25 protein-coding genes and 1 other RNA gene are annotated in these 25,623 nt (G+C 38.5%); 6 read left to right on the top strand and 20 right to left on the bottom strand.

Annotation, left to right across the window (positions count from 1 at the left end; translation table 11 throughout):
• Nucleotides 1-4 precede the first annotated feature (4 nt).
• From murC to zwf, 15 genes are all read right to left on the bottom strand, one after another.
• The gene (murC, locus tag QMN76_RS05190; RefSeq protein WP_282023597.1) at nt 5-1,423 is read right to left on the bottom strand and encodes a UDP-N-acetylmuramate--L-alanine ligase; all 1,419 of its coding nucleotides are present in this window, start codon (nt 1,421-1,423) and stop codon (nt 5-7) included.
• Between the two features lie 39 nt (nt 1,424-1,462).
• A complete protein-coding gene (gene murG / locus QMN76_RS05185) occupies nt 1,463-2,560 on the bottom strand; it encodes an undecaprenyldiphospho-muramoylpentapeptide beta-N-acetylglucosaminyltransferase (protein WP_282023598.1) in 1,098 nt (365 codons plus the stop codon).
• Nucleotides 2,557-3,723, bottom strand: a complete 1,167-nt coding sequence (locus QMN76_RS05180; RefSeq protein WP_034335599.1) for an FtsW/RodA/SpoVE family cell cycle protein — start codon at nt 3,721-3,723, stop codon at nt 2,557-2,559. Before QMN76_RS05180 ends, murG begins: the two co-directional genes overlap by 4 nt.
• Nucleotides 3,724-3,751: 28 nt before the next feature.
• Nucleotides 3,752-5,131 carry a UDP-N-acetylmuramoyl-L-alanine--D-glutamate ligase gene (gene murD / locus QMN76_RS05175; protein WP_282023599.1) on the bottom strand — a complete coding sequence of 460 codons (1,380 nt, stop codon included), beginning with the start codon at nt 5,129-5,131 and terminating at the stop codon, nt 3,752-3,754.
• A 1-nt stretch (nt 5,132) separates the two neighbouring features.
• Nucleotides 5,133-6,224, bottom strand: coding sequence for a phospho-N-acetylmuramoyl-pentapeptide-transferase (mraY, locus tag QMN76_RS05170; protein WP_282023600.1), 1,092 nt, complete (start codon nt 6,222-6,224; stop codon nt 5,133-5,135).
• A complete protein-coding gene (locus tag QMN76_RS05165) occupies nt 6,224-7,612 on the bottom strand; it encodes a UDP-N-acetylmuramoyl-tripeptide--D-alanyl-D-alanine ligase (protein WP_282023601.1) in 1,389 nt (462 codons plus the stop codon). The genes mraY and QMN76_RS05165 overlap by 1 nt, the downstream gene beginning before the upstream one ends.
• Entirely contained in the window at nt 7,609-9,075 is a 1,467-nt protein-coding gene (locus tag QMN76_RS05160; protein WP_282023602.1) for a UDP-N-acetylmuramoyl-L-alanyl-D-glutamate--2,6-diaminopimelate ligase, read from the bottom strand. Before QMN76_RS05160 ends, QMN76_RS05165 begins: the two co-directional genes overlap by 4 nt.
• A gap of 14 nt (nt 9,076-9,089) precedes the next feature.
• On the bottom strand, nt 9,090-11,015 hold the full coding sequence (locus QMN76_RS05155; protein ID WP_282065785.1) for a peptidoglycan D,D-transpeptidase FtsI family protein: 1,926 nt from the start codon (nt 11,013-11,015) through the stop codon (nt 9,090-9,092).
• 69 nt (nt 11,016-11,084) lie between these two features.
• Nucleotides 11,085-12,185 (bottom strand): cell division protein FtsL, encoded by a 1,101-nt coding sequence (ftsL, locus tag QMN76_RS05150; RefSeq protein WP_282065783.1) that lies wholly within the window; start codon nt 12,183-12,185, stop codon nt 11,085-11,087.
• A 23-nt stretch (nt 12,186-12,208) separates the two neighbouring features.
• Nucleotides 12,209-13,159 (bottom strand): 16S rRNA (cytosine(1402)-N(4))-methyltransferase RsmH, encoded by a 951-nt coding sequence (gene rsmH / locus QMN76_RS05145; protein ID WP_282065782.1) that lies wholly within the window; start codon nt 13,157-13,159, stop codon nt 12,209-12,211.
• Nucleotides 13,156-13,635, bottom strand: a complete 480-nt coding sequence (gene mraZ / locus QMN76_RS05140) for a division/cell wall cluster transcriptional repressor MraZ (protein ID WP_034335616.1) — start codon at nt 13,633-13,635, stop codon at nt 13,156-13,158. Before mraZ ends, rsmH begins: the two co-directional genes overlap by 4 nt.
• Nucleotides 13,636-13,910: 275 nt before the next feature.
• An RNA gene (rnpB, locus tag QMN76_RS05135) (RNase P RNA component class A) lies at nt 13,911-14,320 on the bottom strand.
• A gap of 90 nt (nt 14,321-14,410) precedes the next feature.
• Nucleotides 14,411-15,043 carry a ubiquinol-cytochrome c reductase iron-sulfur subunit gene (gene petA / locus QMN76_RS05130; RefSeq protein ID WP_282023605.1) on the bottom strand — a complete coding sequence of 211 codons (633 nt, stop codon included), beginning with the start codon at nt 15,041-15,043 and terminating at the stop codon, nt 14,411-14,413.
• A gap of 27 nt (nt 15,044-15,070) precedes the next feature.
• On the bottom strand, nt 15,071-15,547 hold the full coding sequence (locus QMN76_RS05125) for a hypothetical protein (protein WP_034335623.1): 477 nt from the start codon (nt 15,545-15,547) through the stop codon (nt 15,071-15,073).
• Between the two features lie 6 nt (nt 15,548-15,553).
• Nucleotides 15,554-17,026, bottom strand: a complete 1,473-nt coding sequence (gene zwf / locus QMN76_RS05120; RefSeq protein WP_282023606.1) for a glucose-6-phosphate dehydrogenase — start codon at nt 17,024-17,026, stop codon at nt 15,554-15,556.
• 281 nt (nt 17,027-17,307) lie between these two features.
• On the opposite strand from zwf, the gene QMN76_RS05115 reads away from it, so the two are divergent.
• Both QMN76_RS05115 and QMN76_RS05110 read left to right on the top strand, forming a co-directional pair.
• On the top strand, nt 17,308-17,568 hold the full coding sequence (locus tag QMN76_RS05115) for a DUF2312 domain-containing protein (protein WP_034335627.1): 261 nt from the start codon (nt 17,308-17,310) through the stop codon (nt 17,566-17,568).
• Between the two features lie 103 nt (nt 17,569-17,671).
• Nucleotides 17,672-18,289, top strand: coding sequence for a hypothetical protein (locus QMN76_RS05110; protein WP_034335629.1), 618 nt, complete (start codon nt 17,672-17,674; stop codon nt 18,287-18,289).
• Here QMN76_RS05110 and proB read toward each other — a convergent pair.
• The 4 genes from proB to rplU form a co-directional block, all read right to left on the bottom strand.
• On the bottom strand, nt 18,286-19,416 hold the full coding sequence (gene proB / locus QMN76_RS05105) for a glutamate 5-kinase (protein WP_282023607.1): 1,131 nt from the start codon (nt 19,414-19,416) through the stop codon (nt 18,286-18,288). The genes QMN76_RS05110 and proB overlap by 4 nt on opposite strands.
• Nucleotides 19,413-20,447: a GTPase ObgE gene (gene obgE, locus QMN76_RS05100; RefSeq protein WP_034335633.1), complete on the bottom strand. Its 1,035-nt coding sequence runs from the start codon at nt 20,445-20,447 to the stop codon at nt 19,413-19,415. Before obgE ends, proB begins: the two co-directional genes overlap by 4 nt.
• Nucleotides 20,448-20,537: 90 nt before the next feature.
• A complete protein-coding gene (rpmA, locus tag QMN76_RS05095) occupies nt 20,538-20,807 on the bottom strand; it encodes a 50S ribosomal protein L27 (protein ID WP_034335637.1) in 270 nt (89 codons plus the stop codon).
• 45 nt (nt 20,808-20,852) lie between these two features.
• On the bottom strand, nt 20,853-21,155 hold the full coding sequence (gene rplU / locus QMN76_RS05090; RefSeq protein WP_282065781.1) for a 50S ribosomal protein L21: 303 nt from the start codon (nt 21,153-21,155) through the stop codon (nt 20,853-20,855).
• Nucleotides 21,156-21,985: 830 nt separating this feature from the next.
• On the opposite strand from rplU, the gene QMN76_RS05085 reads away from it, so the two are divergent.
• The 4 genes from QMN76_RS05085 to QMN76_RS05070 all read left to right on the top strand — a co-directional run bounded on the left by QMN76_RS05085 (nt 21,986) and on the right by QMN76_RS05070 (nt 25,290).
• On the top strand, nt 21,986-22,438 hold the full coding sequence (locus QMN76_RS05085; RefSeq protein WP_034335642.1) for a Ros/MucR family transcriptional regulator: 453 nt from the start codon (nt 21,986-21,988) through the stop codon (nt 22,436-22,438).
• 94 nt (nt 22,439-22,532) lie between these two features.
• On the top strand, nt 22,533-23,471 hold the full coding sequence (sppA, locus tag QMN76_RS05080) for a signal peptide peptidase SppA (RefSeq protein ID WP_282023608.1): 939 nt from the start codon (nt 22,533-22,535) through the stop codon (nt 23,469-23,471).
• Nucleotides 23,472-23,510: 39 nt separating this feature from the next.
• Nucleotides 23,511-23,813: an integration host factor subunit beta gene (locus QMN76_RS05075; protein WP_034335648.1), complete on the top strand. Its 303-nt coding sequence runs from the start codon at nt 23,511-23,513 to the stop codon at nt 23,811-23,813.
• Between the two features lie 40 nt (nt 23,814-23,853).
• On the top strand, nt 23,854-25,290 hold the full coding sequence (locus QMN76_RS05070; protein ID WP_282023609.1) for a mannose-1-phosphate guanylyltransferase/mannose-6-phosphate isomerase: 1,437 nt from the start codon (nt 23,854-23,856) through the stop codon (nt 25,288-25,290).
• On the opposite strand, the gene QMN76_RS05065 is transcribed toward QMN76_RS05070, so the two are convergent.
• Entirely contained in the window at nt 25,287-25,619 is a 333-nt protein-coding gene (locus tag QMN76_RS05065) for a MafI2 family immunity protein (protein ID WP_282023610.1), read from the bottom strand. The two genes, QMN76_RS05070 and QMN76_RS05065, sit on opposite strands and share 4 nt — an antisense overlap.
• Nucleotides 25,620-25,623 lie beyond the last annotated feature (4 nt).

The following is a 25,623-nucleotide window of genomic DNA, read 5'->3' as shown; positions in this document are numbered from 1 at the left end:
CCCTTTAAGTGCTTTCTTGTTGTAATTTTTTAAGTTGCTCTGGCAAAGCATGTGCCCAATAGGTTACAGATCCAGCCCCCAGGAAAATTACTACGTCACCAGGCTCTGCAATGGCATTAATCATTTCCGCTAATTGATCAGGATGGGGTAAAGCGACTACAGATTGGTGTCCATGAGCACGTAATCCTTCGATCAAAGCATCACGATCGAAATCAGGAATGGGATCTTCACCAGCTGCATATACATCTGCCACAATAACGGTGCTGGCATCATTCATACAAGAACAAAATTCAGTAAATAAATCCCGTAAGCGCGTATAGCGGTGAGGCTGTACTACGGCAATTACATTATTTGATGTTGCTTGGCGAGCTGCTTTTAATACGGCAGAGATTTCAACGGGATGATGACCATAATCATCAATAATGCTGATTTTTCCAATTTCTCCAACGCGAGTAAAGCGACGTTGAACGCCTTTAAATGCAGCAAATGCAGAACGAATATTGTCTTCGCTGATATCCATTTCCAAAGCAACAGCAATCGCAGCCAGTGCATTTTGTACATTATGCTGGCCCAGCATCGGTAAACGGAAAGGCCCAATGCGACGGTTAATTTGTTTATGACGGTTGGTGACAACAACGTCAAAAGTTGTACCTAGTTTGTCGGCAATAATTTTATCTGCACGAACATCAGCTTGAGGGGAAAAACCATAGGTAATAAGCCTGCGATCTGAAAGGTTTGGCAGCATTTTTTGCACGCCAGGATGGTCTATACAAAGAACAGCAAAACCATAAAAAGGAATATTGGATACAAATTGATGATAGGCGTTTTCCATAGCTTCTGGAGTGCCCCAATGATCCATATGTTCTGGGTCCATATTGGTGACAATCGCAATGACTACAGGAAGATGTAAGAACGAACCATCACTTTCATCGGCCTCAACAACCATCCAGTCCCCAGATCCCATTCTCGTATTGGTGCCATAGGCCTCGATAATACCCCCGTTAATGACGGTGGGGTCCAGTTTTGCGTACTCTAATAAAGTAGCAACCATACTGGTGGTTGTGGTTTTTCCATGAGTGCCTCCAACGGCAATAGACCAACGTAAACGCATTAACTCGGCCAGCATTTCTGCTCTGCGAACCACAGGAATAAATCTGGAACGTGCTTCAACGATTTCAGGATTATCTTTTTTGATTGCTGAAGAAATAACGACAACTTGAGCTTGGCCGACATTTTCCGCACTGTGACCAATATGAACAACAATGCCGAGTTTACGAAGACGTAATACATTTGCATTTTCTGACATATCTGACCCTTGGATTTTATATCCCAGATAATGTAAAGTCTCAGCAATACCGGACATGCCAATACCACCAATTCCTACAAAATGAATAGTGCCAATCGAAAGGGGAAGAGATCTCATAATTGCGGTGCTTTCTTTCTGAAATAATCGTCAAGGAGTTTATATGGTGATACTGGATTCTATTAAATCTGCCAATTCTTTTGCAGCATCAGGGTAAATAAGTTTATGGGATTGGGCGGCTGTTGTTAATTTCTCAGAATGGTTTAGCAAGTCTGTTAATAATGCGTTTAACCGAGTAACTGAGAATTCGCTTTGATCAATTACCCACGCCGAACCTTCTTGCTCTAGAGCTTTGGCATTATAGTCTTGTTCTTTATTTGCAGCAAATGGATAAGGAATTAAAATTGCAGGTTTTCCTGCTAAGGATAATTCTGAAACTGAGGAACCACCAGCACGGCCAACAACCAGATGTGCTTGTTTTAAAATAGAAGCGACATCTTTTAAGAACGGTGCAAGAGTAGCTTGTATTTGTGCTCTTTTATAAATTTGCTTAACATGATCCAAATCTTCTTGACGCACTTGTTGTGTAATACGTAACTTTTGTTTGATCTCAACAGGTAGGTTTTCTAAAGCATAAGGAACGATCTCGCCTAAGATCTTAGCCCCTAAAGAGCCTCCCCAAATCACTAAATTAATTGTATCTGTCGGCGCTTGATAAACAGAAGGATAAAGTGCCGTAATATCGGGGCGAACAGGAAGTCCTGTTGTCTTTACAGGAATTTTTTTGGAAATGCCTGTAACCTCTGGAAAAGATGTTGCAATAGTATCGGCAAAGTAAGACAACATTGCATTAGCCTTACCAATAATGGCATTACCTTCATGTAAAATGATCTTTGGACGTTTTTTCTTGGGTAATAAGCGTGCCGCTGCAAGTGGAGGAATGGAAGGATATCCACCAAAACCAATAATGACGCTTACAGGGTTTTTTTGTAATATTTTACGAGCCTGAGAAATACCCTTTAAAAGTTCCAACCCATTATGAATTTTTTGTCCAATAGATTTTTTTGCAATTCCCCCACCATCAATGACGAATTGCTGGATATCATCCCATTCTGCTAATTGAGGATCTTCTATTCGTTTATCCGTCATAAACAAGATCGGATAGTTTCTTTCTCTTAGTTGCATAGCTAATGCTTTGGCAGGAAAGAAGTGCCCCCCTGTTCCCCCAGCAACAATGCCGATTTTTGGTTTATTCATCGTACGAGGTTTCTCTTGCTAAAAGGTTGATTGTTATTTTTAAAGAATTTTGGAGATTCTACCCGTTTTCGTGTTAATGCGAGAACCATACCAATAGTAAAAGCAACGGATAAAGCCGAGGATCCCCCATAAGAAATAAATGGCAGCGTCATTCCTTTGGTTGGAATCAGATGTAACGTTGATCCCATATTAATAAAGGCTTGTAGCCCAAAACCTGTAATTAATCCAGAGGTTGCTAAAACTACAAAAGGATCATCTTCTTTGATAAGTTTTAGCAGAGTTCTGGAAACAATAAAGCAAAAAAGAAAGATAATGATACAACAAACAACCATACCATACTCTTCTCCAGCAACAGCAAAAACAAAGTCAGCATGCGCATCAGGTAGCAAGTCTTTGACACGTCCTTCACCAGGACCACGCCCCCATAATCCACCATTCCCAAAAGCACGTAAAGCAGTATCAATTTGATAATGATCACCGACTTCAGGATGTAAAAACCGTTCTACGCGTGAACGCACGTGGGGTAATACTACATAGGCACCGATAAAAGCAGCAATCATTCCGCCAAAACCAGAAAAAATCCAGAACATGTTTAATCCGTTGATAAACAGCTGTGTTAACAGAACAGCAGTAATAACGGCTAACATACCAATATCAGGTTGGGATTTTAAAATAAATAAAATCACACCATAAAATCCCAAAGCAATCAGAATTCCAGGTATATAAAAACGCATTTTCCATTGCGTTAGCAACCATGCAGTAAAAATTGCAAAACAGGGTTTTAAAAACTCAGAAGGTTGTAAGGACATAATTGGTAAAGCAATCCAACGTTTTGCTCCTTTAATATCCATTCCATGAACCAACGTATATGCCGTGGCAGCAATAGCAAGAAATGTGCCTAAAATACTGAGTTTTTTGATCCCTTCAGTTGATAACATTGAAACAACAATAATAGTTAAAGCTGCAATGCTTAGAAACATGACCTGTTTGAAAATAAATACATCTCTTGAAGCCCCAATACGTTGAGCCACGGCAGGGCTTGCGGCCATCATTAAAATATAACCAAAACCAATTAACAGACCTACAGAACCAAGCGTCCAATGGTCAACATTACGCCACCACCGTGCAAGTAACGAATTATCAGTGCGGGAAATTCCTGACATTAATTTGGGCCTTTAATTCTTGGATGATTTAAGAAAGTGAAGATGAAAGCTGCATAACAAGCTCGGCAAAATGATCACCTCTTTCTTCAAAACTGCTAAATTGATCAAAACTGGCACATGCCGGAGACAGTAAAACTGTATTTATATGATGTGTTTGTGCATACCCAAAAGCTTCAGGAACTGCATGTTCAAGGGTTCTCACGATTTTATAAGAAACATGATGTGCTTGCAAGGTTTTGGCTAAGAGTTGTGCGTCTTCGCCAATTAGCAGAGCCAACTTGATGCGCGAAAAAAAAGGCACTAGATCGTCAAGGCCATTGGACTTGGCCAATCCTCCCGCAATCCAAATCAATTCGTTATAACAAGTTAATGCTTTTGAGGCCGCATCGGCGTTTGTTGCTTTGCTGTCATTAATAAAAGTTATATTATGAATAGTAGCCACAGGGCGTTGACGATGTGCTAGGCCTTGATAAGAGTTTAATCCAGTTTGTATCTGTGTTTTGCTGAGGCCTAAACGTAAAGCCATTGCAGCTGCAGCTGCAGCATTTTGCGCATTATGATCCCCAGGAAGTAAAAAAGCGGTTGTAAGATCTGCAATAGGGCCTCGTTGATCGCGTAAAATATGATTGCTTACCCAAAAATCGGCTTTTTTATCGATGCCTGTAATGGTTTGAATTTGCACTTTGGATTGATTACCTAGCGTTTGAGCAATATGGCTGCAAATATTATCTTCGACGCCAATAATAGCCAAATCAGTAGAAGATTGGCGATCAAAAATATGACTTTTGGCTTTGATATATCCTTGCATATCCCCATGACGTTCCAAGTGATCTGGGGTCATATTTAACAAGCACGAAATATCAGCGGTAAATTCTGATAAACGTTCAAGCATATAAGAAGACATTTCCAGAACATAAACCCCATTATCCCTTAATAAAGGTAATGCCAAAGCAGCAGGGCCCAAGTTTCCACCAGCCATTGCAGGAATACCTGCTTCATTTAGTAAATGCGTTAATAAAACTGTTGTTGTGGATTTGCCATTTGTGCCTGTTATAGCCACAAAACGTGCTTTTGATCCAGACTTCTTGACCGCGCGGTATAAAAGCTCTGCATCGGAAAAAATAGGGATATTTTGCTCAATCGCAAGTGTTGCGATAGGGTGTGCTTTGGGTAAAAGATGTGGAATACCAGGAGACATAACCAGCGCGTTAAAATTTTGTAGATCTTTAAACGACTTAACATACGGTTTGAGCTCTGCGGGGATATCATTTCTTTTTTGTTCTTGATCATCCCATATTTGTATTGTTGCGCCCATTGTTAATAAGCGTTTGGCAGCAACAATACCGTTTTTCCCCAGCCCCAAAATGGCATAGTGTTGATTATGAAAAAGAGTAGATGAGAAATTCATATTACCGTAACTTTAATGTGGCCAGACCAATAAGACCCAGCATAATCGCAACAATCCAAAAACGAATAACAATTTTTGATTCTGAAAGGCCTTTTTTCTCAAAATGGTGGTGCAAAGGTGCCATCAGGAATACGCGGGTTTTTGTACGTTTATACCAAGCAACCTGTATAATAACAGATAATGTTTCAACGACAAATAAACCACCAACGATACATAGAACGAATTCATGTTTGACAGCAACCGCAACAGCACCCAAAGCCCCACCTAAGGCTAAGGATCCTGTATCTCCCATAAATACAGAAGCAGGAGGAGCATTAAACCATAAAAATCCTAACCCAGCACCAATAATCGCTGCACAGAAAATCCCAAGTTCTCCTGTTTGTGGTACAAAATGTAAGAATAAATATTTGGCAAATACTGCATTTCCGACAAGATACGCAATCAACGCAAAGACCAAGAATGCAATAACAACAGGAACAATGGCTAACCCATCTAGTCCATCGGTAAAATTAACTGCATTTCCAAATCCTGCAATAACGACCATTCCAAAAATAGGAAAGAAATATCCTAGGGGAATCATAAGATTTTGAAAAAAAGGTAAAGCGACATGATTGGCGATATCTGGTGGGGTTATTGCTTGTAAACCAAAGGCTGCAACAGCAGAGATCAAGAACTCTCCCCCTAAACGTGTGCGTTTAGAAAGACCATCTGTGTTTCTTTTAGCCAGTTTTTGATAATCATCAAAAAAACCAATTAACCCAAAGCCCAGCGTTACAAATAACATAATCCACATAAAACCGTTGGAAAGATCACTCCATAACAAGGTGGAAAAAGTCAGGGTAAAAAGCATCATAATTCCGCCCATTGTGGGCGTTCCAGCTTTTTCTTTGATGTGACGTTCTGGTCCCAAAGCACGGATAGGTTGTCCATCACGTTGAATTTTATGGAGTTTGGCAATAATATAGGGGCCAATCCATAAGCTTAGGAAAAAGGCGGTAAAACAGGCAGCTCCAGCACGAAATGTAATATAGCGAAAGAGGTTGAAAGGAGAAATATATTCCAACCCAAAACGCGTTATCAGATCATATAGCATTAGTTTTTCCTTATGGCTGGAGCAGTTAAAGCTGTAACAATTATATTCATACGCATAGAGTTGCTGCCTTTAATCAAAAGAGTATCATTTTCTTGCAGACGCTCTTGGATTACTGGAATTAATTCTTGCGCAGTCGCACGCCAAGAACCCTGTAAGGTGAGAGGCAATTGTTCAAATACAATTTTCATCATTTCACCACAACAGAAAACTAGATCAGCATGTGTGGTTAAATGAGGAAGTAAAGAGAGATGTTCAGACTGACTATACTCACCTAATTCTTTGATATCTCCTAATATTGCAATTTTTCTTGCTGGAGCCAGTATAGATAAAGTTTGTAATGCCGTGCGTATAGAAAGGGTGGAAGCATTATAACTCTCGTCTAATATAATTCCATTGATGGGCTGTAAAGGTAAGATTTTTCCTCTGCCATTGCCAGTTTGAAATGCAGCTAAAGCAGTAATAGAGCGTTTAATATCCAGATTTAGGCTTTCTATTACACCAATAACTAAACCTGCATTATGCACTAAATGTTTTCCAGGTGAGGAGAGAGTAAAATGGTATTCTTGATTGTGCAAAGTAGCTTGGAATTTTGATCCTTGAGGAAGTAATTCAATATCGCTAAGTTGTATTGATGCAGTTTCAGATAAACCAACTGTTATTAATTGTACTTGATATTGTTGGGCGACTTTCTGGAAAACTGACATTCCATAAATCGTATCTGGAATCAAGGTAATAGCTTGAGCGGTTAGGGCTGTTATAATCTGACTTTTTTCTTTGGCGATATTATCTAGGTTTTGCATATATCCAAGGTGAGATGAAGCAACTTCGGTAATAATGGCAATATGAGGATTAACCAACTTTGCTAATGGTGCAATTTCCCCAACATGATTCATTCCAATTTCACAAACGCAAAAATCTGTATCATTTGGCAGGCGTGCCAAAGTCAATGGAACACCTAAATGATTATTATGCGATCCTGCTGCGGCATGCACGCTGCCAAAAGCTGACAAAGTTGTTTTAAGCATTTCTTTGGTCGTGGTTTTACCCACACTACCCGTAACTGCAATAACCTTGCCTGTAAAACGCTTACGACCATAATAACCGATATCTGTTAAGGCCTGTAATGTATCCTTAACATATAAAACAGGAGAATCTTCTGATAGTTCTGCAATAGGATGGCTGATAATCGCACAAGATGCTCCTAGCTCTAATGCTTTTTTCACATGTGCATGACCGTCGCTATTCTCACCAATAATGGCGATGAAGATATCTCCTTTTTCAAGGGTGCGCGTATCAATAGAAATCCCTGTGCCCTTGATTTGACAAGCGTAAGAGAACGAACCTTGGGTTGCGTGAACAAGGTCGGTTTCAGTCCATAAAAGAGTCATAAACGGCTCGCATATTTTTGTATTATTGTGACATCATCAAAAGGATAAACAGTAGTGCCAATAATTTGGCCTTGTTCATGTCCTTTTCCTGCCACTACTAAGATATCGTCTTTTTGTAGCTTTTTGATAGTTTGTGCAATAGCTTCTTCTCGCCCTGCAATTTCTAGCGCATCAGGAGCACCGACTTTGACCTGCTTTCGAACAAGCTCGGGATTCTCATTACGAGGGTTATCATCGGTGATAATGACATGATCGGCATATTTTTGAGCTTCTTGTGCCATCAAAGGACGCTTGCCTGTATCACGATCTCCGCCTGCACCAAAAATAATATAAAGTTTGTGGTGAGTATGAGGGCGTAAAGATTGCAATAAATGTGCCAATGCATCAGGTGTATGAGCATAATCAACATATATTGCTGCACCATTTGGTAAAATAGCTGCTTGCTCCATTCTACCTCTAACCCCTTTAAGTTGAGGAAGTAAAGAGATGAGGTTTTTTACATCAATGGTGTCTTTGGCAATTAATGCTATGGCTAGTAAAATGTTATCTACTTGATATCGTCCAAGTAAAGGAAGGGTCACTGAGATTTGTTCGCCAGTCATTATTTTAATCTCTAGTTTTTGCCCTTCTGGAAGTGGTGTTACAGAAATTAGTTTTAAAAACTCACCTTGCTCACCAACTAAGCGAAGTTTTTGCTGCCGCTCCTGAATAGTTTGCTTAATTTGTTTTAAGATATCTTGATCCATATCTGCATTAACAGCTGCAATACCGCCAATCGGTAAAATATGTTTAAATAACCGCAGTTTGGCTTCTAAATAATGTTGAAGATCATGATGATAATCTAGATGATCACGAGTAAGATTAGTAAACCCACCAGCTTCCAAGGTTAATCCATCTAAACGATATTGATCAAGCCCATGAGATGAGGCCTCTAATGCCACATATTGTATATCGTGTTTAACCAAGTTCGTTAGAATTTGGTGCAAGGTAATCGGATCTGGGGTAGTCAGAACAGGGCCTGTATAATGATAGTTTGTATTACTGATAACGCCTAGAGTACCAATAGTTGCTGAGTTATAATGTTTTAAAATCCATAATTGGCGAACAAAATCGGCGGTACTAGTTTTTCCGTTTGTCCCAGTTATCGCGATTTGATGTTTGGGGTGTTTCGGATAAAATAAAGCAGCCATTAAAGAAAAAACATAACGTGGGTTGTCATTATAAATATAAACACAACCTTCAGTTTCAGGAAAATCCACATTTGTGGATAGTAATATTGCTTTGGCACCTTTTTCAATAGCCGTTTTAATATAATCACATCCATTAGAGTGCGTGCCAGGAAGGGCACAAAACAAGTATCCGTCTTTGACCTTGCGACTATCAAGGGTTATTCCCGTTAGGTGGATATCTTGATCTATAATGGGCAAGTGCACATCATGGAGCAGGCTATTAAGAGAGATCATGATAAAAGGCTTTATTATTGTCTTGTTGAAGATGTTGTGACGGTGGTTTTCTTTTTTGGTTTTTCATTGGATTGTTGACGATTAAGACGAGGATCGCCTGGATCATTTCCTGGTCCCAAAGCTCTGATACCTTTAGGAACAGGAGGACGCAAAGGAATAGCCATTTGTGCATCAATGGTGGCAGCATCTTTGGTATTTGGAAACAGATTAAGGATAGGGCCAATACGTCCAATGATTTTAGAAACAGCTGGGGCAGCATTCCAACCAGCCGTTGTCCAACCATGAGTTTCTTTGGTTGGCTTAGGGCTATCTAGCATCACATAGACCGCATATTTAGGATCATTCATCGGGAATACAGCCGTAAATGCAGAAACGTTCACATGTTTTAGATACCCCCCAGATTTACTGACTTTTTCACTGGTTCCCGTTTTTCCACCAACAAAATATCCTGGCACTTCTGCATTTCTACCAGTCCCTTTGGTTACGTCTAAACGCAAGATTTTTCTTAAAAGTGAGGAAGTTTTTTCAGAAAGAACACGTTCGCCCTGAGCTTGTGGTTTTGGAGGGGGCAGGTTGGGATCTTGCGGTTGCACAGATGGATCATTGTTACTGATATCTTGCAAAGATAATAAAGTTGGTTTGACTAGAACTCCACCATTTACAGTAGCCGCGGTTCCTCTGACAATTGCAAGTGGAGATTCAGCAATACCATGACCAAAAGCAATCGTCATCACAGTTGAAATCCCCCAGTTTTTGGCAGCGGGAACAATGGGTCGGCCAGCCTCTGGTAATTCAATAGGAACGCGGGCGGTAAATCCCATTCTTTGCATCCATTCCCTTTGCCTTTCTGCTCCAACATCCAAGGCGATATGTGCAGAGGCAGGATTGGATGAGTAAGCCATCACTTCAGGTAAAGATAAATATGGAGGGAAATGATCTGTTTTTAAATCTTTAATAGTAAATCGTCCCACACGTATAGGCGCAGTCGCAAAACGATCCCAAATGCGAACAACGCCTAACTCTAATGCCATGGCTACGTTTTGTAGTTTGAAGGTAGATCCTGGTTCATACATCCCATTAGTGGCACGGTTAAACTGTGAATTTGGAGATGACTTACTAAATTGATTGGAATCATAATCTGGCAAGCTAATCATTGCTAGAATTTCACCCGTGTGCACATCCATAACAATTCCACAAGCGGCTTCTGCTTGGAATTTATTTTTTGCAGCCTCCACCTCTTCTTGGACAACAGTTTGCACATGCGTATCAATAGATAATCTTAATGGATGACGATTCTCCATAAGACGTTCATTGAAAAATTTCTCGATGCCAGCAATCCCATGATCATCAATATCAACACTACCCATAATATGAGAAGCAAGCCTTCCTAGTGGATAACGACGGCGTTCACCTGCTTCGAAATATAATCCAGGAATACCTAAGTTATTGATGGCAACCTCTTGTTGTGGAGAGATGTCTCGCGCAACATAAATAAACTGTTTGCGCGAAGATAAACGCTCTATTGTTTTATTAACATCAAGAGAGGGAAGTATTTCCTTTAGTTTATTGGCAACAACAGTAGGTTCAATGATTTCTAGAGGGTTAGCGTAAACTTGTGCAACCGGTAATGAAATAGCTAAAATTTGACCATTTCGGTCAATAATTGAAGCTCTTTTAATTTGAGGTAAAGAAAAATCACCTGACATTACTCCCTTTGGATCGCTCTTGGGAATAGCAGGAACCTGAGGTGCAATTTGATTTTTTTGTGGGGCAAGAGGCATTAGAATAGTAGCTAAACTTAACTTAAAAGCCACAGCGCCATACAAAGCACAAAAGCCACATGCTGCGATCAGCAGACGGGCTCTGGTCTTATCCATTTTATTGTATTGTTTTTTCTTTTCTCTTTTGCTTAGCTTTGGCTCAGAATTATTTTCCTGCATTTTTCTACGCGGAGGATTAGACCTCTGATCATCCCTGTATTGCATCGCTTTATATACAACCTTTAATAATTAATGAGCGAAAGGAACAGGAGCGGGAAGGGCATCATCAGCGTTACCACCTAAAGCAGATTCGGTATAGTTACTTTTTTTACTGTCATTCCGTGCAACTTTGATCGCAGCGGGACGTTTTTTTTGGGCAATGGTTGACGTCGGTTGTGTTGGTTTACTAGAGAGTTTTTTCTCAAGTGAAGCTTCATTATTTGTTGTATTGGTTTGACTAGAAACAGTCTGTTTCGGACGTGCAACTTTGTTGTGAGAAAAAGGATTATCACTTTGAATATTATAAGAAACATTCTGGATATGATTCTTTTTAACAGGTTGTGGTTTTAGATTTTGTGCTTCGATAGCATCTGTTGCATCAGCGATTTCTGTCGTTTTAACTTTCTTACGATGTACTGGTGCAGGCGTAACCACAGACTCAGTAACGACATTATTTTTAGTTGGTGAAATAATAGGTTTTTTAACAGTTTGTGGTTTTAGATTTTGTGTTTCAATAGCATCTGTTGCATCAGCAATTTCTGTCGTTTTAACTTTTTTACGACGCACGGGCTCTGAAGTAGTTACAGGTTCAATCTTCACACTGTTTTTAGCAACAATAACAGGTTTTGTAATAGGCTTGGCTGTTTGTTGAGGTTTAGCTTGTGTTACAGATGGAGATGAACTCTCAGTATTTTTGGCAATAAGCGCTGGTGATGTATTTTTGTTTTCTTCAGTTTTATCAGATGAAGTATCAGCAATAATAGGAGCAGGCTGCCCATTATTTTGGGCAACATTTTTAACTAAATCTTCACGTGTTTTGTCTTTTTCTTGAGTCTTTATAATTGGCGGAAGCGTTGTGCTAACAGCAGCCATTTGTACAAACTGGCTAGGGTTTAAGGGACGTAACCCAGGGATAAACTGATTAGCAAGATTTTTCAAACGATCAGGTTGATTTAATAACGTCCATTCAGTGCGCAACATAGCTGTATTAGACTTAATTCTTTGTGTATCGTACACAATTTTAGTAATTTCTCTGTCGAGCTGGGTTGTTTTATGTTTTTGTGCGTACAAAACCATACCAGAAACTCCAGCAAAGAAAGCACAAAACAAAGTGAAAGGACGGATCATCATTGGGAGTTTTTCCTTTTTTCAGATCATAAACGGCGTTTGATCGCACGCAGTCTGGCACTGCGAGAGCGAGGATTAAGCTGACATTCTTGTTCAGAGGGGCGTTGTGGTTTCGAAGTTAATAACTCAAACTCATTATCAGCTTGTGATGGAGACAATGAAAGCGGCAAATGTCGAGACGGTTTGGCGATACGACCAGCAGCTTTGTTCATAATATCTTTGGCGATACGGTCTTCAAGAGAATGAAAAGAAACAACAATTAGCTTCCCACCGGGCTTTAATAAACTTAAAGCTGCTTGAAGTGCAATGTGAATTTGCTCTAGTTCATTATTTACAGCAATGCGTAACCCTTGAAAAGAACGCGTTGCAGGATTAATGCCGCTTTTGTCCCCGTGAATAGTCTTCTGAATTAAACCAGCCAAATCTTGGGTGGTTTCAAATGGAGCCTCAATACGGCGCTGGACAATAGCTTTGGCAATTCGACGAGAAAACCGTTCTTCACCATAGTGGAACAAAATATCCGCCAACTCTGTTTCTGAAAGTGTGTTGACTAGATCAGCCGCTGTTTTTCCTGTGCGGCTCATTCGCATATCTAAAGGACCATCAAAACGGAAAGAAAAACCGCGTTCTGCTTGATCAATTTGAAAAGAAGAGACCCCTAAATCAAGAACAATACCATTACATTCAGTAATTTTTTGTGATGCTAATAATTCCTTTATATTGGAAAAATCACCTTGTAATAAATGTAAAGAAGTAAATTCTTTTTGAATTTCTTGTCCACGAGCAATGGCATCGGGATCACGATCAATCCCCCAAACCTCACATGCAGCAGCAGATAGGATGGTTTTGCTATATCCACCGCCACCAAAAGTAGCATCAACATAGACACCTTTATCTTGTGGATCTAGTAAAGCCATTACTTCGTTTAACATGACAGGAAAATGTCCCTCATGCGCAGGATAGATATGTTTTGTCATAACTCTACCCCTTTTTTTGTTGCTTTTGGTGGAACTGCCAAGGTTTTTTGTTGCACTTTATGACGTGCAGCTTTGCATCTTTCAATAGCTGCAATTGGTTCCCAGATTTGAAAAATCGTTCCTAGCCCCATAAAGGTCACTGAATCTGTCAAGTTAGCATGCTCTTTTAAAATATCTGGCAGCAATATTCTGCCTTCTCGATCTGGATCAATAGGCCATGCTTCTGCATATAGAGTTGTAGCGATATCATCATGCTCTTCTGAAAACAGATTTAAGCTATCTAAAGAATTGGTAAGTTCAGAAAAAATCGAAAGAGGCCAAACCTCAATGCAAGGCATTTTATGAGAAGGGCGGAAAATTAATGAATGATTTTCTTTAGTTTGCTCTTTACGCAAGGCAGATCGAAAGCTTGCAGGCACAGAAACCCTTCCTTTGACATCAAGTCTATTTTGATGTGTACCAAGGAATAAGCTCATTCTTGTATGCCCCTTTCTAACATGTTGCGTAAATCTAAAAGAAAATGAATATGAATTGATCTGGTGTCATTATTAATCGACCATGTTCTTTTATGGGATAGCATGGGTCAATATGGGAGGTCAAACGATTACAGTAAAAAATCTTCTATTTTCAGTGGCTTTTGCCCAAAAGCTATTAAACTTCTTTAAACAAAGATAAAATTGCTTCGTATTTATGAAAAATTGGGGTTAAAGTTATTCTATAAGTGGTAGTATTTAAATTGAAAGAGAGTTTAAAAGTCAGATAGCCGGTAAGCCGGGTTCTGTAAATGTCTAAAAGACAAGTGATGACCATTCATCTAGAATACGATTCGCATCGCATTTCATGCAACCAACCCGGATAACAAGACGGAAAATCTTCGATCATTTTGCAATGATCCGTTATCCCTATTAGGTTTTGCTCCTGGTGGGGTTTACCCTGCCATTCCTGTTACCAAGAACGCGGTGTGCTCTTACCACACCATTTCACCCTGACTTGTAATTTATTGAGAAACAATAAATTCCGACAAGCGGTTTATTTTCTGTGGCACTTTCCCTGAGGTTACCCTCGCCAGCCATTAACTGGCACCATTTTTCCGTGGAGCCCGGACTTTCCTCTTTTTATAGAGTTTTTGGCAATATAAACAGCGATCATCTGGCTATCTGACAAGCTCATAGGGACTGTGTTTTGGATAAAAAGTCAAGGAAAAACTATAAAGATGAGGATTTTAGGAATTGTTACGATAAAGTGTTTAAATCAAAGTTGCTTGATTTTCGTAAAGTCAAAATCTTGACCTTTGGGGTTTTCACCAATTCGAATGATATTAGGTTTTATATAAGTATAAGGCGGCACAGGAAGATTATAGGGTGCGGGCATGGATTTATAGACACGTCCTGCTAGGTCAAACCTTGAGCCATGACATGTGCAATTATATAGTCCCCCCATTTTATTGCTGAGTTGTAAGGTTGGAACGCATCCTAAATGCGTACAAACCCCTATTAAAACAGCTGTTTCAGGATGAATAGAACGATGCCAATTTTGCGTATAAGGAGGTTGTTGGAAATCCTTGCTGTCTGGATCGCGTAGGTGTGAAACCAAGCTTGCGTCTTGTAATGTTTGCAGTGTTTCTTTGGGGCGGTTTAAGATAAATACGGGATGTCCTTGCCAAGTTACGGTTATTTGCTGTCCTGTTTTTAAGGAAGAAATGTCAACATCAACAAAACTATGTTCCAGAATTGTGTTTTGTGAATTTAAACTATTAAGAAAAGGCCATGCCACAACAACGCCGCCAACGGTCACAGAGCTAGCGGTTAATAGTTTTAAGAAACTGCGCCGATTGTTCTGTGAAGAGAGTAGAGGAGGCGTTGGTGTGGATGGAGTATCCGTCATTTGAGCTTAAGCCTTATCATTGAGCCATTAATGGATAGGATAAAAGTGATTAGGGGATCCCTTATCAACCTGTATATTACCATTTGTTCGATCAACGCGAAAGGTAAATAACAAAGGGAAATCATTGCGTGTATTGGTGCAAGTGCTGTTATGTTGCTCTCTTACCTGCATATTCACTGTTTCTTCTCCTGTGTCATTATTAATAACAAAAACAAGACAGTTTATAGGTGTCTGGGTCAATTTATTATCGGTAATGACCGTGCGTAGATACTGGGTGACTTGTTTATTATCCATCCAGTTTACTTTTTGTTTGCTCCATTGACGCGAGATATTGTCTATCCATCCCATTTCTTGGGCACCAATAACCCCAGCAGAAAACAGTAATGCAAAAATAACACGCTGTATAATCCTGCGCTTTATTGAACGGCGAGGTTTGCCTGAGAAACGAGATGTATTCTCTTCTTGTTTAACAGGCTTTTGAGAATGATTAGGTGATTCAGACATAGGAGATTAAGGCATATCTTCGTGCCAAATATGGCCGTCTTTAGCCAATAATTGTTGAGATGCCTGAGGGCCCCAACTTCCAGATTTATATTGAGAAAGGGGAATAACGTCTCTAGCCCAACCGTCCAAAATAGGTTCAATCCATTTCCACGCAGCATCAACTTCGTCACGGCGTATAAATAATAATGGATCTCCTTTAACAGCATCCATTAATAATCCTTCATATGAATCGGGATAACGAATATGAAAAGCTGGCGAAAACGCAATGTCAATAAAGGTGCTGCGTAAACTGGTATGAGATTTACTTGGATCTTTGACCTGCATTGATAACGACACACCTTCATCAGGTTGAATACGGATATGTAAACGGTTTGGTTGAGGAGCTGTCGGAAATAAGGACCAAGCGGATTTTTTAAATTGAATAATGATTTCGCTGGTTTTTTCAGCCAGTCGTTTGCCTGTTCTGAGGTAAAAAGGAACGCCAGTCCAACGAGATGTATTAATTTGTGCTTTAATTGCGACAAATGTTTCTGTATTGCTTTTGTCTTTTTTAAGCTCTTCTAAATAACCAGGCATATCTTCGCCATTAATAGAATTAGCTGTGTATTGACCTCTGACAGTGTCTGTCTTGATCATTTCGTCGGTCATTGGTTTTAAAGAGCGTAAAACCTTCAACTTTTCATTACGTAAATCATCAGCATTTAATGATATAGGTGGATCCATTGCTACCATACACAGGACTTGCAATAAATGGTTTTGTACCATGTCTCGTAATGCGCCAGCACCATCATAATATCCACCACGTTTGCCAACCCCAACAGTCTCAGCAGCAGTAATTTCGACATAATCGATTGAATCAGAGCTCCATAAACGTTCAAAAACAGGATTTGCAAAACGCAAAGCTAAGATATTTTGAACCGTTTCTTTACCAAGATAATGGTCAATACGGAAAATATGATTTTCTGGTAAATGCTTTCCTACACGGCTATTAATTTCTTCGGCTGTTGCTAAAGAGGTTCCAATAGGCTTTTCTAAAACGACACGAGTGGTTTTTGTTAATAATTTTTTGTTAGATAAATTATCACAAATATCACCATAGAGGCGAGGTGCTGTTGCAAAATAAAAAATACGTACAGTGTTGGCTTTGTCTGAATTTAATAATTTTTCAATATCAGCCCATTTGCCATTAGGATCTGCGCCATCCAAGCTTATATAGTAAATGAGCTTAATGAAATCTTCTATTTTCTCTGGGCTATGATCCTCTTCTTGAACGAATTGATTTAATCCATCTTGGGCACGTTTTCTGAAATCTTCATCTGTCAATGGTGAGCGTGCAGTACCAATAATACGAGTATTGCTGGGTAATTGACCATCAAGGTAACGATAATATAAAGCAGGTAATAATTTTCGAGTTGTTAAATCACCTGTTGCGCCAAAAATAATAAAATCAAATGGCGAATAGGTATGCGGGTTTTCCATAAAAATTTAACCTTTCAGATTATTTTGTTTAATTGCATGAATTAAGCGTAAAATAAATTTGGTAATAACGATAATAAAAATATAAACCTATCATTGAATAATTAGTCTTACTGATTATCATGATTTAGGGTTAGCTTAATATGATATTTTCTTTTTTCAAACTTTTAATTATGTTTGAATAAAATAATATTGCATCAAATAATTGACGCTACCAAAAGGATTGCGTAATGCAATATAACAAATACTGTTTATTTGATAGTATGCAAAAGTAAGGAATTAAAATGAGTGAGTTTGAAAAAGCACCAGAAGTTGGTGGGATTGCAGCAGATCGTTTGCGTAGCATCATTGAACGTATTGAACGTTTAGAAGAAGAGCGTAAAGGTCTAGCAAATGATATCAAAGACATTTATGCTGAAGCGAAATCTGCTGGATTTGATGTGCCTGTTATTCGTCGTATTATTACGGCACGTAAAAAAGAGCCTTCGGAAATTGAAGAACAAGAAACGCTTTTTGATATTTATCGTCGCGCTTTGGGAATGTAATGAATTTCAAGGGGAATTTTGACAATTTTCTCAAAGTTGATAAATTCATACATATTCAAGAATATTAATTTTATTTTAGTAATTAGGTAGCTGGATAAGTTTTATGGGGTCTTTTTTTCCAGAATGGATGCCTTTATGGTTTCAACTGATCGTCGTCGGCGTAGTTGTTATTTTTGGTCTTTGTTTTTTATTAATGCCGTTTTCTGTTTTGGGATTAAAAAGTCGTTTGACGTATCTTGATCATCAAATGGAAGATATCCAATCTCAATTACGGGTTTTATTGAAGCGACTTCCTGACGCACGTGAACGCTTAGAGTTCAAGTTACAGCCTATTCCTACAGGTGATGATGAGGTTGGTCGAAGTGGTGTGGTTAATAAAGGGAAAAAGTTAAAAGATTCTTCTGCTGAATATTATGCAGCAGTTGCTTCTACAAAAAATCGTCCCACATGTTTTGATCCTCCTTCTCAATCAGAGGAGGTTGACTTTACGCGTTCTCCTGAAAAAGAAACACATATTTCAGAGGAAGAACAAAACGCCAGACAAAATCGTTTTAGAGAGCGTGGACCTGCTGTATCAAGGCAAGAGCAACAATTTGTTAACCCTGGGCGAAGAGAAGATCAAATTTACAATCCTCCTAGCAAACCAGTTAAAGAAGAAAGACAGGAAGGATCACAACCACGACGTAGAGCCGAACCTATTTTGCGTTGGCCCCCGCGCTAATTGGAAAGGGGAAGAACCATGTCGTCATGGTGAATGACTTCATCGGGCCCTTCCCATCCAAGGGATGCATTAATATCGCCTGTTTGCAGACCAATAATTTGGTTAATTTCAGACGAATCATAAGCAGTAACACCACTGCCAATAATAAGTCCTTCTTTATTAGAGATCTTAATTAAATCTCCTCTTTGGAAATAGCCTTCAACCTTGATAATACCTACAGGCAGTAGCGATTTTCCAGAGTGCAAGGCTTTTTCTGCCCCGTGATCAACGTAAACAATCCCTTTTGTTGTTATTCCCCCTGCAATCCAACGCTTGCGAGCAGAATAAGTCGAGTGGTTAGGTAAGAACCATGAACATCTTGCACCGTCTTGCAGCGCTTTTAAAGGATGCTGAAGTTTGCCAAAAGCAATGGCCATGGCACAACCAGCTGTAGTAGCTATATTCCCCGCAGCAAGCTTGGTCGCCATGCCTCCAGAGGAATAACCACTCGGGGCTTTGCCTCCCATTGCCATAATTTCAGGCGTAATTTCTTCGATGATAGGTAGATGTTGAGCGTTTGTGTCTGATTTTGGATCTGCGGTATATAAGCCATCAATATCAGATAATAAAATGAGTTGATCTGCTCCTACCATTTCGGCAACACGAGCAGCTAAACGATCATTATCACCAAAGCGAATCTCTGAGGTGGCTACTGTATCATTTTCATTGATAATAGGGATGCAACCGAGTTTTAATAAAGTTTCCAAAGCCGAGCGTGCGTTTAAATAATGTAAACGTGTTTCTGTATCTTCCAAGGTTAGCAAAATCTGCGCAGTTGTAATATCGTGGGCAAGAAAATTTTCACTCCATGCCTGAGCCAGTTTAATTTGCCCAATTGCAGCAGCAGCTTGTTTTTCCGCCAACCGTAATTTATGGCGATTTAAGTTAAACGCATAACGTGCCAGCGCAATTGCCCCTGAAGAAACAACCAAAACATCGCAATTTTGCATACGTAAATTGACAATATCTTTGACTACAGTTTGTAACCAAGATTGGCGGATACAAGCATTCTGGCCATCGACCAGCAAGGCACTACCAATTTTGATAACAATTCGGCGGGCTTTATTAATTTTTGGAATTTGTTTCATATAGGACTAAATGGCTTTTGGTGAGAAATATCATTCAGTTTATGATTAGTAATATAGTTTTGTAAATAATATAAAATATCTTTTACACCATGATGCGTTGCCGCAGAAAGTAAAAAGACTTTTTGCCCTGTTGCTTTTTCCAAAGCTTGTTGTTTTTCCAAAACTTCTTCAGAAGTTAAAAGATCTACTTTATTTAACCCAATAATTTCATGTTTTTTAATAAGATCGCCGTGATAAGCTTCCAATTCATGGCGAATGGTTTTCCAAGTTTCAACAACATCTTCGGATGTAATATCAATTAAATGAAGTAACAAAGCGCAACGTTCGACATGGCCCAAGAATCGATCGCCGAGACCATTGCCCATATGGGCACCTTCGATTAGTCCTGGTATATCTGCCAGAACAAATTCTTCAGTAGAAGATAAACGCACCATTCCTAACTGAGGATGTAGCGTAGTAAAAGGATAATCTGCAATTTTAGGACGCGCTGCAGAAGCTACGGATAAAAATGTTGATTTTCCTGCATTTGGCAGCCCTACCAATCCGGCATCAGCAATTAATTTTAATCGTAACCAAATCCAACGTTCTTCACCAGGCCATCCTGGATCTGCACGGCGAGGGGCTCTGTTTGTGCTGGATTTAAAGCGTGCATTTCCAAAACCACCATCACCACCACGACATAAAGTAATGGTTTTTCCTGTTTCATCAAGGTCAGCCAGCAAGGTTTCTTTGTCATCATCAAAAATCTGTGTTCCCACGGGGACTTTGATTATCACGTCATCAGCAGCTGCACCTGTTCGGTTGGAACCAGAACCATTGCCACCTTTTCGAGCACGAAAATGTTGGGTATAGCGAAAGTCAATTAAGGTATTTAAATTATCAATAGCTTGAAAAATAATGTCGCCACCGCGTCCACCATCTCCACCGTCTGGGCCGCCATACTCAATGAATTTCTCTCTTCTAAAGGCGACAACGCCATTGCCACCATCTCCTGATTTTATATAAATTTTTGCTTGATCGAGAAATTTCATTTTTTATCTATACCTTAAAATATAAAGGGTCGATTCAATACGAATCGACCCTTTATTGAATAACAAAGACCATAAAGGTCAATGATGACTTTATTCAGCAGCGTTAGCTAGCGTTTCTACAGAAACAGTAACGTTTCCTTTGTTACGGCTGTCAAAGCGTACATTGCCATCAACAAGGGCAAAAATTGTGTGGTCACGACCTAAACCAACATTACTTCCTGGTTTAATTTTTGTGCCACGTTGACGAACAATAATGTTACCAGCGATAACTGATTGTCCACCGAATTTTTTTACTCCAAGACGACGACCTTCTGTATCGCGTCCGTTTCTGGAGGAACCGCCTGCTTTTTTATGTGCCATGATTTATCTCCTGTTTAAGAAATCAATATTGAATAGGGTTGTGAATTACGCAGCGTTAATTTCGGTAATACGCAAAACAGTTACAGGTTGGCGATGTCCATTTTTGCGGCGGCTGTTTTGACGACGACGTTTTTTGAAAATAATTACCTTTTTCAAACGATCTTGTGCAATAACAGTAGCTTTTACAGATGCGCCAGCAACAGTTGGGATACCAATTTTCCCATCAACAGCTAGAATCTCTGAAAAAGTAACGGTTCTTCCTGCTTCGACATCAAGTTTTTCAACTTTTAATACCATATCAGGGGTAACGCGATATTGTTTTCCACCAGTGCGGATAATTGCAAACATTAATAAACTCTCTATTTATGCCAAACTCTTGTAAAAGTGATTTTACAGAATTTCTTTTTGTTATAATTAGCTTTCAAAGGTACGATAGACTTTGAATTCTGACATATATCATATTTTTTAGTATAAAAGTCAATTGCTAAGTCAATAAAAAAGCTAATTTTTATAGATATATTTAGTTTAAAGATTTGATCTGATTAATAGTAGTGATTTATGTATTAAATATTAATATAATACCAAAGTATACATATTTTTAGCATAGTGAGTAATACATAAAAACATTTTGTATTTTCGATAGTGCAATAAATATTCTTTGTCATTTTTGTTAATACTTCTTGAAATATTTTTAAACTATCGATAAATCAGTCACATTATTTACTGTATTGTTTAAATTTAATAATGATTTTTTTCTTGAATACTTATTTAAGATTAACGCACAGATCCACCAGAGCCAATTTGTAAGTATGAGCCTTTGACATAATTATGATGTGAATTGTTTTGAGCGCAATTTGATAGAAAGAATAAGCTTATGATGCAAATTAGATAAAATGATTTTGTTTTGTTCATGGTTTTTCTTTTGAAAATTATTAATGCGTATGGGTTGTTAATCTTATATTAAACAGTAAGAAATCTTGGGGAAATCAAAGTTTTATTTTGGGTGATGAGTATTATGTTGAGTGAAGAGATATTTTTTCAATTTTAGATAGTAATTATTCTAAATAATGTTAGAGTTGTTATTTCTATATATATTGAAAAATAAAATTTATAATATAATTTTATTTGAATTTTATAAACAAAGTTCAAGTATTTAGTGTGGTTTTTGGGTAAATATAATGGAATTAGAAGAAAAAAATTTTTCGCTATTAGAGCTGACAGTCAAAGTTGTTTCGTCACATATATCTAATAATTCGGTTGGCACAGATCAATTGCCAGAATTAATTAGACAAGTATATCAAACGTTAAACTCTATAGAGAAAAATGGCTCAGAAACAGAAAAGTTACAGCCTGTTGTGCCTATTAAACGTTCTGTATTTCCTGATTATATTATTTGCCTAGAAGATGGCAAAAAATTGAAAATGTTAAAACGTCATATTCAAAGTGCGTATGGATTAACACCGGAACAATATCGTGAACGTTGGAATCTCCCTGCAGACTATCCTATGGTTGCGCCAAATTATGCAGAACGCAGATCTAATTTAGCTCGTGAAATTGGGTTAGGACGTAAAAATATTGCCAATAATAAAAATGATCATACCCATGGACGTAAAAGCCGCAAAGATGATTAAAAAATATTCTCTTTGACTCGGGTTGTCTTGATAATTATATATCCATTGTTTGGAAATATAAATAATATCTTATGGTTATGGGATGCTCAATTAAATGCAAATAGAAAGTGATTTATTACTCGAACGTCAAAAAATACGACGAAAATTGGTTTTGTGGCGTTGTATGGCAATAATTATATTTGTTGTGTCTGTTGCATCAATTATTGTGAGTGCTTCTTTATCTAAGATGGGATCTGGTGGTGATCATTTGGTAAAGTTGAAAATCGAAGGTATTATTGGATCTGATGTTTCTAAGCAAGTAAAGTTAATTGATGACGCTTTGGCAGATAAATCTATCAAAGGATTGATCCTTTGTGTGAATAGTCCCGGGGGTGCCGTTACAGGAGGAGAGCAATTGCATGATGCAGTAATGCGTTTTGCAAAGGAAAAACCTGTGGTTGTCAGTATGGGAGGTGTAGCCGCTTCAGCTGGTTATATGATTTCTGTACCAGCCAATCGGATTTTTGCTTTAAACTCTACCTTGACGGGGTCTATAGGTGTCATTATGCAAGCGCCTGACATTTCCGGATTGTTGGGAAAAGTTGGCATTACTGTTGATCAGCTGGTTTCTGGGCCTTTGAAGGGACAACCTTCGATGGTTAAGCCTTTATCACCTCAAGGTCGTGAGATGTTACAAGGATTGATTGAGAACTTTTATGATCAATTTGTAGGAATGGTTGCACAAGGAAGGCATATGGATGTTGCCAAGGTAAAAGAACTTGGTGATGGTCGTCCATATAGTGGTCAACAAGCGGTTAACAATGGGTTAGTCGATCAAATTGGTACAGAGCAAGATGCCAAGAAATGGTTAGCTCAGTATTTAAAATTATCATCTGATATCAAAGTAATAGAGTTAAAAAATAAGAAACCTTCTAAGTGGTTTTCTAGATTTATGGGTGAAACACTAGGAGATACGATGAATGGGGTTATGCAGCAAGCACTGTATAATAGTCATGAAAATCTTGATGGTGCTATAGCAATTTGGAAACCTTAGGCTACAAATTTAATAAAAGTATATAATGAGTATAAATGAATGACTAAATCTGAACTAATTTTAGAGATTGCAGCAGCACATCCAAATTTATTAATTAAAGATATTGATTTGATTGTTTCTACGATTTTTGATGAAATCGAAGCTTCGTTGTCTGAAGGTGGTAGAGTAGAGTTGCGTGGTTTTGGTGCTTTTTTTGTTAAAAATCGTAAAGCTCGTACAGGTCGCAATCCTAGAACTGGGGATGCTGTTGAAGTTGAAGAAAAGCACGTTCCTTTTTTCAAAACCGGTAAAGAACTCAGAAAGCGAACAAATAATCAATTAGAAGAGGCTGCTAAAAAGTAAGCTCAGCTTTGGGAAAATAATAAAAAGGCAAGGAAAAAAAATGAGTGGAACTGAGAATTTTAAAATTGTTCCCGTAATTTTGTCAGGAGGTACAGGCAGCAGATTATGGCCTGTTTCCCGTGCCAGTTTTCCCAAGCAATTATGGCCATTGTTAACAAATAATTCGATGTTGCAAGATACAGCATTAAGAGCGGTCGGGTCTATGTTTACAGACCCGATTATTGTTTGTAATAATGATCATCGTTTTTTAATTGCTGAACAGTTGCGCGAGATTGGCATTGAAAAAGCCCGTATTTTATTAGAGCCAATTGGCAGAAATTCAGCCCCAGCGATTGCAGCAGCAAGCATGTTAGTAGCTCAAGAAAACCCAAATTATATTCTTTGGGTCATGGCAGCTGATGCAGTTGTTCAAGAAACAGAGCTTTTAATTGAATTAGTTAAAGAGGCAGCAATCCTGGCTCAAAAGGAAAAAATTCTTACATTTGGTATTCATCCAACCAGACCAGAAACGGGGTATGGGTATATTGAAAAAGGGCAAAAGCTTTCAGAGGCCGAACATGCTTTTTTTGTAAAAGCATTTACAGAAAAACCTGACTATCAGCGTGCTGTTCATATGATAGGATCTGGGAATTATTTGTGGAATTCAGGGATGTTTGTTTTTTCTGCACAGACGATGCTGAGGGAAATGGAAAAATATACGCCAGAGCTTTTATCTCTTATACAAATTGCCATTAAAAACCGCAAAACAGATTTATATTTTGAACGAATCCAACTTGAGGATTTTGTAAATATTCCTGATATTTCGATTGATTATGCGATTGCTGAAAAAACCGAGCAAATGCTAGTTATTGCTGCGGATTTAACTTGGTCAGATATAGGTAGTTGGGATGGTCTTTGGGACATTAGCCCAAAAGATAAAGTAGGCAATGTTGCCATAGGTAATGTGTTCTTAGAAAATACTCATAATAGCTATGTTCGCTCGGATGATATGGTGGCGGCGGTCAGTGGTCTTGATGATGTGGTTGTTGTGGTTACTAAAGATGCTGTCTTGGTTACAGATCGACGCAAATCTCAAGAAGTTAAAAAGATTGTTGAACGGTTGATAACAGCCAAGCAAAAAGAAGCCTTTGCACATGCACGTTGTTATCGCCCTTGGGGGTTTTATGAAACTTTGGTCAATGGACATCGTTTTCAGGTAAAACAGCTGGTGGTAAATGAAGGTTCACAACTTTCTTTGCAAAAACATTATCATCGCTCTGAACATTGGGTTGTGGTTTCTGGAGTTGCAGAGGTCACAAGGGGCAATGAAAATATTCTTGTTAAAGAGAATGAAAGTGTTTACTTGCCAGCTGGAACATTACATCGTTTGGGGAATCCTGGACGTATCCCTTTGGTAGTGATTGAAATACAGTCTGGCGCTTATTTAAATGAAGATGATATTATTCGTATAGAAGATAATTATAACCGTTTGGATTAATTTTCATATCTAACGAAAATCCATCCCTTATGAGCATTGAGAGATGCTATTGGATTTGCTGTTTTGATTAAAGTAATATCTTGTGATTCAAGTTGTGGAAAATCTGCTAATATTTCAGTAGCAGCACGATCTATAATTTCAAAATCATCATCCCTTGGCTCTTGATTTAAATAAGCATAAATAAAGATACATATATTTGTATAATCATAAGCAATGGCACGGATATTTGTTCCGATATGCCCTAAGAAAGCTTTATGAATCGATAATTTTAGATACGTGTCATCTATCATTTTGATATTAGATGGGAAATAAAGATTATTTTTTCCCATCTAA

The sequence above is a fragment of the Commensalibacter papalotli (ex Botero et al. 2024) genome (assembly GCF_947179115.1).
Lineage (GTDB): Bacteria > Pseudomonadota > Alphaproteobacteria > Acetobacterales > Acetobacteraceae > Commensalibacter > Commensalibacter papalotli.
Note: the sequence above shows the minus strand (reverse complement) of the source record. Positions and strands in the feature narration are given on the sequence as shown.

What these genes read in the sequence shown, in the direction of transcription:
- QMN76_RS05115 (WP_034335627.1), top strand. Translation starts at nt 17,308, where the DNA reads ATGAGTGAGTTTGAAAAAGCACCAGAAGTTGGTGGGATTGCAGCAGAT.
- mraZ (WP_034335616.1), bottom strand. Translation starts at nt 13,635, where the DNA reads ATGAGCTTATTCCTTGGTACACATCAAAATAGACTTGATGTCAAAGGA.
- QMN76_RS05160 (WP_282023602.1), bottom strand. Translation starts at nt 9,075, where the DNA reads ATGATCTCTCTTAATAGCCTGCTCCATGATGTGCACTTGCCCATTATA.
- rpmA (WP_034335637.1), bottom strand. Translation starts at nt 20,807, where the DNA reads ATGGCACATAAAAAAGCAGGCGGTTCCTCCAGAAACGGACGCGATACA.
- rsmH (WP_282065782.1), bottom strand. Translation starts at nt 13,159, where the DNA reads ATGACAAAACATATCTATCCTGCGCATGAGGGACATTTTCCTGTCATG.
- QMN76_RS05180 (WP_034335599.1), bottom strand. Translation starts at nt 3,723, where the DNA reads ATGTCAGGAATTTCCCGCACTGATAATTCGTTACTTGCACGGTGGTGG.
- murC (WP_282023597.1), bottom strand. Translation starts at nt 1,423, where the DNA reads ATGAGATCTCTTCCCCTTTCGATTGGCACTATTCATTTTGTAGGAATT.
- sppA (WP_282023608.1), top strand. Translation starts at nt 22,533, where the DNA reads ATGCAAATAGAAAGTGATTTATTACTCGAACGTCAAAAAATACGACGA.
- QMN76_RS05165 (WP_282023601.1), bottom strand. Translation starts at nt 7,612, where the DNA reads ATGACTCTTTTATGGACTGAAACCGACCTTGTTCACGCAACCCAAGGT.
- mraY (WP_282023600.1), bottom strand. Translation starts at nt 6,224, where the DNA reads ATGCTATATGATCTGATAACGCGTTTTGGGTTGGAATATATTTCTCCT.
- QMN76_RS05075 (WP_034335648.1), top strand. Translation starts at nt 23,511, where the DNA reads ATGACTAAATCTGAACTAATTTTAGAGATTGCAGCAGCACATCCAAAT.
- QMN76_RS05110 (WP_034335629.1), top strand. Translation starts at nt 17,672, where the DNA reads ATGGGGTCTTTTTTTCCAGAATGGATGCCTTTATGGTTTCAACTGATC.
- QMN76_RS05070 (WP_282023609.1), top strand. Translation starts at nt 23,854, where the DNA reads ATGAGTGGAACTGAGAATTTTAAAATTGTTCCCGTAATTTTGTCAGGA.
- zwf (WP_282023606.1), bottom strand. Translation starts at nt 17,026, where the DNA reads ATGGAAAACCCGCATACCTATTCGCCATTTGATTTTATTATTTTTGGC.
- petA (WP_282023605.1), bottom strand. Translation starts at nt 15,043, where the DNA reads ATGACGGATACTCCATCCACACCAACGCCTCCTCTACTCTCTTCACAG.
- murD (WP_282023599.1), bottom strand. Translation starts at nt 5,131, where the DNA reads ATGAATTTCTCATCTACTCTTTTTCATAATCAACACTATGCCATTTTG.
- QMN76_RS05125 (WP_034335623.1), bottom strand. Translation starts at nt 15,547, where the DNA reads ATGTCTGAATCACCTAATCATTCTCAAAAGCCTGTTAAACAAGAAGAG.
- murG (WP_282023598.1), bottom strand. Translation starts at nt 2,560, where the DNA reads ATGAATAAACCAAAAATCGGCATTGTTGCTGGGGGAACAGGGGGGCAC.
- QMN76_RS05085 (WP_034335642.1), top strand. Translation starts at nt 21,986, where the DNA reads ATGGAATTAGAAGAAAAAAATTTTTCGCTATTAGAGCTGACAGTCAAA.
- QMN76_RS05155 (WP_282065785.1), bottom strand. Translation starts at nt 11,015, where the DNA reads ATGCAGGAAAATAATTCTGAGCCAAAGCTAAGCAAAAGAGAAAAGAAA.
- obgE (WP_034335633.1), bottom strand. Translation starts at nt 20,447, where the DNA reads ATGAAATTTCTCGATCAAGCAAAAATTTATATAAAATCAGGAGATGGT.
- QMN76_RS05065 (WP_282023610.1), bottom strand. Translation starts at nt 25,619, where the DNA reads ATGGGAAAAAATAATCTTTATTTCCCATCTAATATCAAAATGATAGAT.
- rplU (WP_282065781.1), bottom strand. Translation starts at nt 21,155, where the DNA reads ATGTTTGCAATTATCCGCACTGGTGGAAAACAATATCGCGTTACCCCT.
- ftsL (WP_282065783.1), bottom strand. Translation starts at nt 12,185, where the DNA reads ATGATGATCCGTCCTTTCACTTTGTTTTGTGCTTTCTTTGCTGGAGTT.
- proB (WP_282023607.1), bottom strand. Translation starts at nt 19,416, where the DNA reads ATGAAACAAATTCCAAAAATTAATAAAGCCCGCCGAATTGTTATCAAA.